Annotated in this window: 11 protein-coding genes; 4 read left to right on the top strand and 7 right to left on the bottom strand. The window is 46.8% G+C overall.

Features of this window, described 5'->3' with window-relative positions; genetic code table 11:
- Window positions 1-25: 25 nt before the first annotated feature.
- The 6 genes from EG849_RS09705 to dinB form a co-directional block, all read right to left on the bottom strand.
- The gene (locus EG849_RS09705; RefSeq protein WP_125012889.1) at window positions 26-1,033 is read right to left on the bottom strand and encodes a PD-(D/E)XK nuclease family protein; all 1,008 of its coding nucleotides are present in this window, start codon (window positions 1,031-1,033) and stop codon (window positions 26-28) included.
- Between the two features lie 51 nt (window positions 1,034-1,084).
- Window positions 1,085-2,110 (bottom strand): hypothetical protein, encoded by a 1,026-nt coding sequence (locus tag EG849_RS09700; protein WP_125012888.1) that lies wholly within the window; start codon window positions 2,108-2,110, stop codon window positions 1,085-1,087.
- Window positions 2,111-2,120: 10 nt separating this feature from the next.
- Window positions 2,121-2,810 (bottom strand): uracil-DNA glycosylase family protein, encoded by a 690-nt coding sequence (locus tag EG849_RS09695; protein WP_125012887.1) that lies wholly within the window; start codon window positions 2,808-2,810, stop codon window positions 2,121-2,123.
- 182 nt (window positions 2,811-2,992) lie between these two features.
- Entirely contained in the window at window positions 2,993-3,424 is a 432-nt protein-coding gene (locus EG849_RS09690) for a DUF1810 domain-containing protein (protein WP_125012886.1), read from the bottom strand.
- Window positions 3,417-6,593: a DNA polymerase III subunit alpha gene (locus EG849_RS09685; protein WP_125012885.1), complete on the bottom strand. Its 3,177-nt coding sequence runs from the start codon at window positions 6,591-6,593 to the stop codon at window positions 3,417-3,419. The genes EG849_RS09690 and EG849_RS09685 overlap by 8 nt, the downstream gene beginning before the upstream one ends.
- A complete protein-coding gene (dinB, locus tag EG849_RS09680; protein WP_125012884.1) occupies window positions 6,593-7,753 on the bottom strand; it encodes a DNA polymerase IV in 1,161 nt (386 codons plus the stop codon). The genes EG849_RS09685 and dinB overlap by 1 nt, the downstream gene beginning before the upstream one ends.
- A 95-nt stretch (window positions 7,754-7,848) precedes the next feature.
- On the opposite strand from dinB, the gene EG849_RS09675 reads away from it, so the two are divergent.
- Window positions 7,849-8,625, top strand: a complete 777-nt coding sequence (locus EG849_RS09675) for an XRE family transcriptional regulator (protein WP_125012883.1) — start codon at window positions 7,849-7,851, stop codon at window positions 8,623-8,625.
- Between the two features lie 152 nt (window positions 8,626-8,777).
- Here the strand turns inward: EG849_RS09675 and EG849_RS09670 are convergent, their stop codons facing one another.
- Window positions 8,778-10,463, bottom strand: coding sequence for a helix-turn-helix domain-containing protein (locus tag EG849_RS09670; RefSeq protein WP_125012882.1), 1,686 nt, complete (start codon window positions 10,461-10,463; stop codon window positions 8,778-8,780).
- A gap of 293 nt (window positions 10,464-10,756) precedes the next feature.
- On the opposite strand from EG849_RS09670, the gene EG849_RS09665 reads away from it, so the two are divergent.
- From EG849_RS09665 to EG849_RS09655, 3 genes are all read left to right on the top strand, one after another.
- A complete protein-coding gene (locus EG849_RS09665; protein ID WP_125012881.1) occupies window positions 10,757-11,533 on the top strand; it encodes a hypothetical protein in 777 nt (258 codons plus the stop codon).
- Window positions 11,534-11,796: 263 nt separating this feature from the next.
- Window positions 11,797-12,669 carry an AraC family transcriptional regulator gene (locus tag EG849_RS09660; protein WP_125012880.1) on the top strand — a complete coding sequence of 291 codons (873 nt, stop codon included), beginning with the start codon at window positions 11,797-11,799 and terminating at the stop codon, window positions 12,667-12,669.
- Window positions 12,670-12,727: 58 nt separating this feature from the next.
- On the top strand, window positions 12,728-13,924 hold the full coding sequence (locus tag EG849_RS09655) for a hypothetical protein (RefSeq protein WP_125012879.1): 1,197 nt from the start codon (window positions 12,728-12,730) through the stop codon (window positions 13,922-13,924).
- Window positions 13,925-13,949: the final 25 nt, after the last annotated feature.

Below are 13,949 nucleotides of genomic sequence, written 5' to 3'. Positions count from 1 at the left end.
CAATAATATGCAGCCTTTATCTAATTCAGCTTTTTAAAAGATATGGAACGATTATCCTTTCTTCTATGATTTCTAGAAACCGTATAACAATTTCATAAATATAATCCAGATTAAAATCCTGGCCTTGTTGTAATGGATTGTGAATATTGAGCTTGAATATAAATGCCGTATTCTCCTTACGGCTTGTCATCTTCTTAAACTCGACATTATTGATGACTGATCTTGAAAATGCAATTATTTCATTTAGAAATACCTTATCCTTTGTAAGCCCATAAAATTTGAGCTCGCCGTTTTGAACCTGCAAAAGCAATCTTTGATCATTCAGGATCCAGTGTTCGGGTACTATATCCATCAGTGGAATACTTGCATTTCCATTTCCAAAGCCTATTCCTACAGTCATACCCTTTTCCGCAAAATATCGGTCAAGTCTTATTTTCAAATGTGAATAGAGCAACCTGAGCCAGAATTTATTCTCGTTCTCAGACTGGTTCAAGAATATGCAGGATGAAGATTTTAAATAGGTCTCATATTTCTGCAGGTAATCCTTTAAAAAACTGTAATAATGTGTTATAAAAAGTTTCTTGTCGCCATTGTCCATTCCATCAAGATATTCCGCTAAATAGATAGACAGATCGCTGTAATCTTTCACAATCCAATCCCCATGACCAGCAAAGAGGTTCTTGTCAAAGCACAATAGGAATTTGACTTGATGCTTACCAGGATGCTGGCAGTCCAGTACCTGATCATAATGCGCCAGCTGCGCGGTATCAGGAAAAGATTTGAATTTATTTTCAATTATAATGATACGTTGTCCGTCAACGATTTCTATGTCGAGCCTGCAACGTCTATTCTTGCCACGTATATCCAACAGGTATGATTTTTCCAGAGAGATGACTTTCTGGGGACCGAAGGCTTCAATGCCGAGAAATTTTTCGGCAAACCTACTGTCCTCACCAAGCAAAAATCGCATGAAGGAAGAGTGAATCAGTTCCTTGTTATCTTTTTCCAGAACTGTAAAAAAATTAAAATCCATTTATCTAATGTGTATCGGTTTTAAGCCACAGCAATTTTGAATCTTGCCCGGCTAGTAATGAAAAGTTATTTCCACAAGATCTGATTCAGCACGAACACCGATATCTATCCAGTTTTCTAGGCTTCGCGCTTTATCTATCAACCGCGAGAAGTCCAGATCAGATCCTTCTTGTTTCAACAGGGAGATACCATCTTTTTTAAATTCTATGCATATTTCGGTAAGTATCTTAATATCCGGCAGTTTCAGGTCCTTGTAGATTTTGAGTGGTTCGATGGTATCGATAACAGCCAGGATATAGAAAAGCGGGAAATCAAGGAATCTAACTTTTTGAATCCCAATAAGCATCTCCAGATTGTTATCCCTGTATATCTGCTCGGTAGCTCGCGTGGGCATCCATATGTTATGCAACGATATGGCGTTTGCGGCTTTCAGGTATTGGTTCACCAGCTTACGTCCCCAAAACCTGTTGCCCTTGTTTTCCTTTTTCTTCTCAGCCCTGATCTTGACCAACCTATCATACAGCAAGATGCTGCCCAGTATGCCGTGGTCAACAACGCCGGATACCCTTTTCCGATATAAAAAATAATTTCGTCGTGAATCCAGCAGGGCCCGGTACCTGCAATCAACTATCTTATCAAGCAGCAGCTCCGCGATATCGAAATGGCGGCATAGTTCTTCCACGCTTTGGATTTCGACCAATTTGTCCCGTCCTTCCATTTCGTAAGCATTATCGTGATAAAGCGCAATCAGAAACCAAATAAAGGGGAAGCTCTTATATCCGGGGGCATTGTTCTCAAGTTTGTATTTCCTGTGAAGGGATGTATTGTTATAGACCATAATTCCAAGAAAGAAAACAGAATTGATATGGTTTGGCAACCGAAGATTATCAAAACTGAGAGCTACAGATTCCATCGCCTCCGCCTTACCGCCGCGCGTGAAATACTCCCGTATAAAATAATTATGCTCCGCTGGCTCACCTGTAAAAGGGAACGGAATCCTGACCTGTTCGTCAATATCGAAATAATAGTCCCATTGATCAACGGGAATTGAGCCATATGATTTGAAAAGATTATCCATCTCTCTTTTTTTAATGATTCGACATAAGTTTTGAGTATTGCATTTTCCGAATGTCGACAGCTGATAGGTCTGTTCTACCGTCTCCATTCAATCCTTTCTGCATGCCCCGTAGCCCATTTGGACCCGGTGAGTAAAGATTGAAGATATATATCTTATACTGATTTCCATCAAGCAGAAAACAAAAACTAACCTCCAGGCACGGAAATCCATTATGTTCAGTTGTTTTAGAGTGCAGATCACGGACCACCGGTCTGAGCTGTTTCAGTATGAGTGAAGTCACCATTTTACTGGTAGTATAGAAGGACCTGCACGGACAATTTTGTATTAAATGAATGAAATCAAGTTGCTCCACTATGGCAAGATCCTTGTCTTTAGAGCTGCGGTTGACTTTCCGGTAGCATTTTTCTATCATATCGATTATGCCAATTTTGTTTTCCATCAGAAAATCCTGAACCACTTCCTCATCGATTTCAAAACTTTTTCCCATAGCCTCCTGCAACAAGTCCCAGAAGCTGTTATCTCGGCTTCCGTAATAGAAATTCATCTGGACAGATTTGCTATTTACCACCTCGTACGCAGGAAAGGTTCCCACAATAATTCTGGAAGTATTATGTCCGATTGAAAGTGCCCCCACATTGCTGTTGAATGGATGCCTCTCTATATGCAATTTTGGAGGGGGTGTCTGTTTTCTTCGTTCCATGCTTTTTATTGTATTTGAAAATTATTGCTTCCAAATTATTGGGTCGAGTCAAGCCCTATGCGAGTTTAATTACCGCAAGCCGATTGCACTATATTGGCAATGGTTCCAGAAATATACCTGTCGCAATTTTACTTAATGTACTAAGAATGATCTGTCATATTCCTACCCATACACCTGCCGTTCTAGAATTGTTGGTTAAGCAACTCTAGTGTTTTACGGTCAAGGGCCCCATCAAAATATTTTTCCAGTACCAGCCTAAAGACGGGATCAGCATTTTCGACATTCGAAAATAGCGTCATGCACGATCGGAGCTTGAGATTGTCCGTAGGCCCGAATATCTGCAAAGAAGTCCTGCCATTGACGTTAAGCAATGCGAGGCTGATCTCCACCAGGTGCTTGCCCAGTATCGGATGATGAAGATAGGCGGTAGCTTCCTGCATGTCCCTGATCCCAAAATATCTTGCATTCTCGCTTCTTCCAAGTCCTTTTAATTGTGGAAATATGAACCACATCCAATGTGTGGACTTGGAACCTTTCCTTATTTCGGAAAGTGCCTTTAGGTACACCTGGTTCTGTGCTGCGAGGAATCTAATCAAGTCTTTATTGTCAGCCATTATTCTTTAAAATTCGGCCTTTGCCGTCAGTGGCGAAATTACCATTTATAAATAGTTTCTCCATAAAACTCCGAATATTTTTTGGGATAGGATGGACGCCATCCTGTAATTCCCCGTCTGCCATCCTGTACCGCGGCAGGTTGATTTCGTGTTCCTGCGGGTAGGGTGCCCGCTGGGTCATGCTGACGTCCTCATTTATCAGATCGTATACCTTGAATTGCTGGCTGCGGTGCTGCTCGTACCTTGGATCCGGTATAAAAGCGAGTTTTCCCATCCGGGTTACGGTTATGGTAGGGAAGTGGTAGTCAACCTCGACGATACCTTCAAAAAGATAGCAGCCCCCGCCCCTGAAAGGCGATTCCTGAAGGCAGTCCGGAAAATGAGCAGTGTCAAAATAATTGCCTTCCACGTCGACCCAGGTTCCGAAATACATCGTCCCCTTTTTTGTCGGGACGTGCTTCCGGGAAATAAGATAGGCCACCATACGGATTTTCTGCTTGTGGAACTTGTGCAGTTCTTTGGCCATGACCTCACCGCGATACTTTGTTTTCAGCAGGTCGAAAGGAGTGAAGGACGTGGCGAAGGAAAGCAGTTCGATCTCATCGTAGGCATCTTCCAATGGCGAACGCTCCAATACGGGAATTTCAAACTCCACCTGCGGCTCTTCAAAGAGCAGCATGGCGCCGGGGTTCCTTCTGTAGTTGTTGAGTATCTGCCGCGCCTTAAGTATCAATTCATTCTTACCGATTCCCGTGAACCGGAAGGCTCCGATAAAGATCAGGATCTGTACCGATTCGATCCCTATCGGCACCCTGCTGATGAAGTCCTCCAGGGATACGAATTGTCCATTGCTTTCCCTTTCACCTTCTATGCTGATGGCTGTCTCGTTCCTGAGGCTCTTCAGGTGCTTGAATCCAAGGTAGATGTCGTCGCCATAGAGTGTGGTTTCAAAGATACTGTTGTTCACGCAGGGGTTGTGGATAGCCGCTCCCGACATCCTGGCCTCATGCACGTAGACTTCGGTCCGATAGAATCCCCCGTCGTTATTGATCACGGCAGTCATAAAATCAATTGGGAAATACACCTTCAGGTAGAGGCTCCAGTAGCTTTCCACAGCATAGGAAGCGGAATGCGCTTTGCAGAAGGAGTAGCCCGCAAAGGATTCGATCTGTCTGTAGATCTCCTCGCTTAGTGCATCGGGATGTCCTTTCTCTCTACAGCATCTCAGAAAATCTCCCCTTATCCTGTCCAGTTGCGCCTTCGAACGCCCCTTGCCGCTCATTGCGCGTCGCAGTATATCGCCGTCCGATGCGGGCAGGCCTCCGTAGTGCAGCGCAATCTTGATCACGTCTTCCTGGTAGACCATTATCCCATAGGTCTCTCCGAGCTGTTCCTCAAAAACCGGGTGGAAGTATTCGAACCTGTCGGGATAGTTGTGGCGGAAGATGTATTCCTTCATCATGCCCGACTGTGCGACCCCGGGGCGAATGATGGAGGAAGCCGCCACCAGGGTCTTGTAATTGTCGCATTTGAGTCGGCGCAGCAGTCCCCGCATGGCAGGGCTCTCAATATAGAAGCAGCCAATGGTCTGGCCACGTCCCAGATATTGGTTGCACTCTGATTCGTTCTTTGTAAGCTTCGTATCGGTAATGTCAATATCGACATTACGGTTGCGCCTTATCAGCTGCACCGCATCCATTATGCTGCCGATCCCACGCTGGCTGAGTATGTCAAACTTCTCCAATCCGATTTCTTCAACAGTATGCATGTCGAATTGTACTATTGGAAATTGTTTCGGGGGCATCTCCAGGGCGGAATAGCAGGTGATGGGCTTCTCAGAAATGAGCACCCCGCAGGAATGCATGCTCCGCTGGTTTGGAAATTTTTCCAGCATGCGTCCAAACCTGTGGATATCCTTTACAACCGGATTGCCGTCATGGATATCCATCGGGTTATTTGCCAGGAAATCAATTTCTGCTTTGGGCAATCCGAAGACCTTGCCGACCTCGCGCATTATCGAGCGGTACTTGAATTCCACATTGGTTCCGGTGAACGCAACGTGATCCCTTCCGTATTTTGTAAAGATGTAGGTCAGTATCTCATCGCGTTCCTTCCAGGACCAGTCTATGTCAAAATCCGGCGGACTTTTGCGGTTGACGTTTAGAAACCTCTCAAAGTACAGATCCAGTTCCAGCGGACATATGTCGGTTATGCCCAGGCAGTAGGCGATAATGCTATTGGCGCCGCTGCCGCGGCCGATGTGTATGAATCCCCGCCGCGTGCTGTACTGGACGATGTCCCAGGTTATCAGGAAGTAGCCACTAAATTCCAACTGGTCGATTACCGCAAGTTCTTTCTCAACCCGCGCCCGGGCTTCGGTGCTGTCCGCACCGTATCTCCAATCAAGGCCCTTCATCGCCAGAGAGGTCAAAAGCCGGATATCGGATTCCCTTGATCCCATGTAGTACTTCTTGTTTTTGGGTTCCGAAAAATCAAATACATAGTTGCATTCGCTGACCAGCCTGCGTGTATTTGCGACAATCTGGGGATATTCGCAATATCTCCCTTCCAGTTCCGTCTGCGAAAACAGCACTTCATCAGCGCCGCAGCAATCCTCATCCCTGAGCATGGAAAGGAGCTTGTTGCCGTCGATTGCCCGCAGTATCCTGTGCAGGTCGATATCTTCAGGAGACGTTAGCGTCACCGGATGAAGCATCACCATCTTCGAAATCAGTTTCCGAAGTTCCGGTCTGAAAAGCTGGTAAAGCTGATCGGGACGGATGCCCACATACTCGTCATCACCGAGGCAATCAGGAATATTTGTCACAGGATAGACGACAAAGGTATTTTCAAAGCCCGATGGCGTTGCCGGTATCTCTGATTTCTTAAAATTGTGCCCGGTAAGGAATCGGTTCATTTCCGCAACCCCATCCGCATTTTTTGCAAGCCCTATGAACTGGCAGCTGCCGCCGTTTCTGAATTCGATTCCAACAAGCGGCTTTATGCCCGACGCATTGCAACTTCTGTAGAATTCATAGATGCCGGTGACCGTGTTAATGTCCGTCAGGGCCAATGCCGTCACCCCGCACTGTGCGGCTGATCGGACCAGCTCTTCTACGGAAATAGTCCCGTAGCGCAGGCTGTGGTAGGAGTGGCAGTTAAGGAACATTATCTCCTGCGCATTTTGAGATCGAAGCCCACACCGCGGGTAACCGCATGAATCCCGTGCTTGTTTTTCATCCTGTCCATGGCCAAGTAGAGCTTGAGTATCTGTTCGGTATCCTCGAACATGTTGATCTGGTAGGTACCTCGTACAAGTTTTGTAAAGGTAATGCCGATCAATCGCACCCGTATGCGCCTGGTGTACAACTTGAAGAACAAATCCCGGGCTACCGCATCCAGTTTGTGGTTCGCCGAAGTGTATGCCAACGAGGATTGCCTTGTCTGGGTATCCATGTCTGAATATTTTATCTTTACCGAAACCGTCCCGGCCAGCCAGGTTTGCTCCCGGAGCTGATGCGCCAGTTCCTCGACCATCTTCGACAGGAGCACAAGCATCATGGAAACATCTATGGTATCGGATTCAAATGTCTGTTCCCTGGAAATCGATTTTTGTTCCTTGTAGGGCTCCACAGGAGCGTTGTCGATGCCGTTCGCCTTGCTCCAGATTGTCCTGCCGTTCTTCCCGAACTGTTCTTCCAGGATCCTTACCGGCATCCTGGCCAGGGTCTCTATGGTCCTGATGCCGATGCGGGTGAGCAACGCGGCGGTCTCCGAACCAACCTGTGGAATCCTTCTGATAGGAAGGGGATTCAGGAAGGGCTGCACCATATCCTCGGTAATCTGCAACTTTCCTACAGGCTTTGATTCCGCGGATGCGATCTTTGCCACTGTCTTGTTTGTGGAGAGCGCAAAGCTGCCGGGCAGCCCTGTCTCTCTTCTGATCAACTGCACCAATTCTTCCATCCATCTGTAGGTGCCGTGAAACTTGTCCATCCCCGTAACATCAAGATAGAATTCGTCTATGCTTGCCTTTTCTACCACTGGTGCTTTTTCCTCAATAATCTGGGTAATCGTCCTGGACATCCTGGCGTAATATTCCATATCACCCTTTATCAGGATGGCGTCCGGACACATCGCCTTGGCCATTTTTAATGCCATCCCAGAACGGACATTGAAGCGTCTGGCCTCATAGGTACATGAGGCAACCACGCCACGCTCGCCGTTGCCAATAATCACGGGCAATCCCTGCAATTTTGAATTTGCAAGCACTTCACAAGAAGCAAAAAAAGTGTCCATATCGATATGTCCAACTGCACGTGCGCCCATAATTTAAAATTTTGAAGTAAAAAGATATTTGCAAAATTAGGAACGATATTACCAAAGAATATTATATTTGTTGTGAATTATATTACCATTAACATATGTCTATATTTTCCGATAATCTCAGATACCTTCGTGTAAAGCACAATCTGACACAGCAAAAGGTAGCGGATGCGTTGAAGATATCGCGTGAACGTTACGCGAAGTATGAAGCAACCACAGACCCGCCGCTGGACTGCCTTCAAAAAATTTCACGCTTTTATTTTGTCAGCATAGACCTGTTACTGTCATTTGATATCCGGCGTGTGCCGTATGAGGATCTGCTGCAGCTGGAAGAGAACAGGATACTGCTTCCGATCACCGTTGACAGCAATGGCGAGAACAGGATTGAGATTATTCCGGAAAAGGCGCGTGCGGGCTATCTTGCAGGATATAGTGATCCGGAATTCATAGAAGCACTGCAGCATATCTCCCTTCCTTTTTTAAGAAATGGGAAATACCGTGCATTTCCTGTAAGCGGGGATTCAATGCCTCCGCACAAGGAAGGTTCATTCGTCGTCGGTGAATATATCGAGCGCCTGAGGGATGTAGTGGACGGCAAGACCTACATCATTGTGACGAAAACCAACGGGATTGCCTACAAGCGCCTTGTCAGAAAAGGCAAGAATTTGTTTGTAGCCAAATCTGACAACACAGTCTATGAGCCTTATGAGGTAAAGGCTTCCGAGGTGCTTGAAATCTGGCGTTATGCGTGCAGCATTGCGACAAAAGAATTCGAACAGGACGATCTGGGCGTAATGAGTGTCAAGGACCTCCTACAGGGAATCAGGGAAGATTTCTCTGCGCTAAGGACGGAATTTGGCCAGCGGAAAAGATAATCGTAAGAGATTACAAACATTTGCTAGGGCAACGCAATACCTGAATTATTGCGCATAATGAGAACGAATTAATCAGATTTCGGAAAAACAATCTGATACGTCGGGCGGTCTTCGAAAGAGATAGGCACTGAGGTTTCTGTCCCACTACCGGATCATGAGCATTCATCTGCATCGCCTTTCCTTATCTGCTGGAGGAAATAGCTCGGTGAGATCTTTGTCTTCTTGGTGAACGCTTTTACGAAACGCTGCGTACTGCTGAAACCAGCCTCTTCCGCAAGCGCCTCATTGGTATAGTTCCTGTAATTCCTTTCGTTGCGTATCAGGCCGATAATGTAAAGCACGCGAAGTTCGTTGACATAGTCGACAAATTTTATCCCCCTGTATTGGAAGATAACCTTTGAGAGGTATTTTGTATTGGAGCCAAACGAGGCCGCGAGCTTCACAAGTGTAAGATCCCTGTCAAGAAACCCCTTTTCCTTCTCGAAGCGGGAGAGGTGTTTCAGCATCAAGGCCGACGCCTTTTCATTTACGTCGAATGGCGCCCTTGCGGAAAGTTTCCTTTCCTCCAGTTTCATATGCTCTTCCTTGTCGCGCATCAGCTCCTCAAACCTTTTCCTATACTGGACCTTTCTTTTCAGATACCAGTAGGTTATTGCGACAAGGCAAAGGAAAAGCATGGAAATTACCGCCAGCGCAATATTGTCATTGTGCCGCCTGGCCTTGAGGGCTTCCAGAATCTCCTTCTTCTCATCCAGCAGCTCCTTGGTATCATAATCCTTGTGGATCCTGCCCGAGAGATACTTGAAAGAGGTGGAAAGCACGCTGTCGGCCTTGATGAGCCTATCGATGTAATAAAGCTGATTGGAAAGTTTTCCGGTGGATTTGTAATGCCTGATCAGCAATTCGTAATTCTCGCGCAGGTCCGGCCGTATGTAGTTCCTTTCCTTGAAAACCATATCCACCTGCTGAAAGTATCCGACCGCCTTATCCCTGCGGTCCAGAGCCCAGTGGCATTTGCCTATGTAGAATTTGCCTACCGTCTGGTTTGCAAAATCCCCATTGCGCGCGATTTCCGGAAGCGCACCATTGATCTTTTTGATTGCCAGTGCGTAGTTATGCATGAAGTATTGGTTGATGCCTTCCGAATGCTCAAAATAGGCAACCATATCAAAATTTTTCAGCCTTTGTCCTTCGGCAATCCCCAGGGCATTTGTCTGGGAGCAAAGTCCCAGGTCGCCGACCCTGTTGTAGCAGAGCCCCAGGCAGTGCAGTGAATTCAGATAGCCCCTGGAATCGCTGCCCTTGAAAAATTTTGCGCACTCGTTGAAAAGTGAAATGGCTTCGTCATAGAATCCCAAATAGTACTTGATCTGGGCGATGTTGTATTTCACCTTGTATACCAGGTACGGTTCCTTGGACTTTGATATATAATTGTTTGCAATCAGGTAGTTGTCCAATGCCAGGTCGTTTTTCTTCTGGCCGTAGTATACGATTCCCTTGGAAAGGTATGCCGAACCTATCAGGGCATTGTCATGGGACATCTTGGCTGCATGGACCATACTGTCTGCGTAGGTCAGCTTGAGCCTTTCATCGGAATGATGGACATAATTCTTATAGCCGTCGATCCTATCTTCCCAATTTCGTCCAGACTTTGCCCTTTGAAGGAAGGATTTCAGGTACAGGGCCTGTAGCGGACTTCCGCTTTCCGCATCCTCGATCCTTTGAAAGAGGTAATCGAGGCTCCTTCCCGTGAGGGAATCGGTAAATTCTTTTTTCTGAGCCGAGACGACATTGACAACCGCCAGCAGCAGCAGCAGTGTCGGAATATTCTTAATCATTTGCAGGTTGGTTTATGTCGCATCGCCCTGGATTCCAGACAGGAAACATGTTGCCGGCACGACGGATTTGGCCATTTGGGAATTGCCGGCGCAAATGTAAAACAATCGTGCAGACCAGCGGGAAAAACGGGAAAAAGTGGTACATATTTTCACGAAATCCACAGTGTAAATGCCGTAAATGCCAATCAATACGGTTGCAGGACACATCTGCCCCGAATAGATTTGTATCGAATTCAAAAGCAAAATATCGGATTGCACTCCGATGGAAATTCTGCTTACCCGGGTAAAATGAATTGAAAGAAAAAGTATTCAATAACATTTTAAAAGACCATACCATGAAAAATATTTCACTTTGGATAATCATCCTATCGGCTTTTGCTGTCTCATGTGATACAGAAGATAATATCTTGACACAACATGAGGGCAGCCCAGGAAGCTCCCAAATGCTGTCGGCATCATTTAAGGGCCAGGCGGAATTGCCGCATAATACCGCAAATCCGTACGATGCCTATGGGAATGCCCACAACGATATCCTTGCGCTTTATGAAAGGGGAGCCTACCAAGGCCAGGATATCGATTCAATCAGCACCCATGTAGAATCCATAATTTCGGCAAACGACGGTTTTGGGGGATTGGAACTTGACCAGGGCCTACAAGTATCTGCCCCATCAATAACTTTGATCCTTGACGCTCCGATGGAAAGGGCCGGAACTGTCATCGAGAACTCGCAAATGAGTACAAGTGCAAAAGCCAGCATGGCGGGCTTCCTGAACTACATCTTCCTTCATGAAAAGGATGGGTATGAGGAAATTTACAGCCACATAGTGAGCTACGAGGCAGGAGTGTCTGGCACTGCTGATCTCAGTGCTGCAGACAAGGAAAAAATGCTTGTTACGGCCTCAATCGTCCGCCACTCCCTCTACCGCTCAAAAAAGCGGAAGGACAAGGACTGGGAAACCTCGGTGGGCAATATCGCCGGGTCCGCAGAGGGAAGTATGGAGAATCCGGTCTCTGCAGTCAAGAAAGCAGCCATTGCCGGTTTGGCCCTCAAGGCCTCTTCAGCCAAATGATATGTTCAAGTTATTGAAAAACGAGCCGCGGGTCAAGTCCCTCGTCTGCAGCCTGCTCATTATAATCAATGGCGTATGCCTGTGCTTCACTGCACAGTTGCTCTCCTACGACCAGATTACGGGTTATGCTGCCAACGGAGAGGTATCCTTCCACAGCATACGATTTCTGGGATGGCTGCTTTTCTGTGCAACGCTGTCAAATCTATCGTTTACAACGATAGTGCTTATGGTCGTATCGTTAGAAAAAGGCAAAGCCTGACGTCATGGGAAAAGCAGGTACTGCATGCCCACCGGGCATACGATATTCCGAAGGTCCGGATCTTGTTGTATACGAGTCGATTCCCGCAACGTTGGAAGAGGCGCAGCAATTGTTTGTGGCTTGGCGATTCACAATACTTATCGTCGGCAGCGGGTCGCTGCAGGTAAGGATCAATCAAAAAGACTTCGTGCTGCCTAAGGGCAGCCTGGTTGTCGCCCCGATCAGCAAAGTGGGCAAGGTGACGTCACTTGAAATCGGTACCGTGCTCTCAGGAATAAGCTATACGAGTGGATTCGCTTCCGAGAACAGCCTCAGAAGCCCCCATGCAGGATACTTTGATTTCTTTATCGCTGATGAGCCGACACTGATGACGCTCCCTGTTGGAGAAATGAGATTGGTGATCCTGCACTTGAAGCTATTGAAAAAGCATATGCATGTGCCGTCTGTACTGCAATCGCCTTTCAAGAAAGAACTGCTGCAATTCAGCTTCAATCTGTTCATTTACGAGGTCGCAAATTTATTCCATTGCCACGGCCTTTATGTCAATGCGCGACGCGGCCGCAAGGAAAGGCTGACCATGGAATTCCTTCACCTGGTTGAAACGAAATCTAAAACACATCACGATGTAGCCTTCTATGCTGACTCGCTATTCATTACGATGGGACACCTTAACAAGACAGTGAAGTCTGTCACTGGCAAGACGGCAAAGCGATGTATCGAGGATGCGGTTATCGGCCATGCGAGAACGCTTTTGCAAAAGGATATGACCGTGCTTGCGATATCAGAAGAATTAAATTTCAGCAACCCGGCCTTCTTCAGCAATTTTTTCAAAAAGCACAGCGGGCATACCCCGTCGGAATTTCGTTCGGCCCTATAGCAATTTTGCAGATCGAACTTACGCGGCATTATCATTTTGAATATTAAAATGAAAGATCATGACTAGGACCTATCTTTTGGAATGGCTTGACCAGACATTGATGCACGACCTCAATCCGAAGAAAAATAACGTAGGTAATCTGACCCCAGAGCAATCCGAGGCTATCCGCAAGGAATTTGAAGGGCGTTTAGTGAACATACGGATCCAGTTAAATGCGCAGGTATTCGAGTTGAGGTCAAGGAGAAAGATAACGACCTTGGTGCAGAACTACCATTTTGCATTGACCGCCCTGCTCGATATGGCCGTCCAGAACCTGGGCAACCCTGAATTTGAGCGTGGGGATCTGAACGGTACCATGCAAGAGGTCATAACCGGGCTGGATGAGATGCTGACTTTTCTTGACAAGCACTTTCCAAGCTACCTGAGCAGTAAGAATCGGGTACCGGCCACGTATCTTGCAATTGCAAGGAAAAAACTGCAGGCAAGGCTTGACAGGATAAGGGAAAGCGCCGCATCCGATAGCGGCCAGCTGCCTGCCGCGGAGATCGTGTTCAAGAACCTATCGTCATTCCTGAATTCCAAGCGAGGCAGCAGGGCTACCTTCAGGGAACTATACTACAGGAAAGGCTTGATAAAGGAACTGGAAATATTTTTCAAAGGCGCACAGCATGATGCTTCAGGACTTGACGACCTGCTGATCTATATGAATTTCAACAGCAGGTCGTATCTCAAATTCTATACCGGTTGCATTGCAGAAAAGGTTAACAGCATTGATGGCGCTGGCGAGAAGATCGAGAATCTATCGTACCACTTCAAGGAGTTCCTCCAAAAGCAGATAAGGAAGGGAGTGATCCTAAATCCGAGACGGAAGAAACTTTCCACACTGCTTGGCAAATGGTTCCGCTCCGAGGTTCGCTATCTTGAGAACAGCCTGCGCCTGCGGGTACTTCCGATGGGAACAGGCCCAGGTGAGGATGAGGCGGCTTCAATCAATGCCAAGCCGCTAAAGGTGCTCTGCAGGCTATCAGCTGATCAGATTGCAATTATCATCAGGGCTGCCGACGAGAGCCGGCTGCTGATCGCCAAGTCGATGACTGAGGTCTTCAAAAGCATAGTGCCACATCTGTCGACCCAGCACAAGGACGACCTGTCGTACGACTCCATCCGCAGCAAATCGTACGCCGCGGAGGACCGTGACAAGGAAATTGCCATTGAGGCACTTGAAAAAATTATAAGGAAAGTAAGGAGTTACTAGGACACGGTTGCGCTTGACCCTAATA

The organism is Flavobacterium macacae (genome assembly GCF_003865365.1).
Taxonomy (GTDB): domain Bacteria; phylum Bacteroidota; class Bacteroidia; order Flavobacteriales; family Flavobacteriaceae; genus Flavobacterium; species Flavobacterium macacae.
The sequence above is the reverse complement of the archived record's forward strand: the minus strand, read 5'-3'. Positions and strand labels throughout refer to the sequence as shown.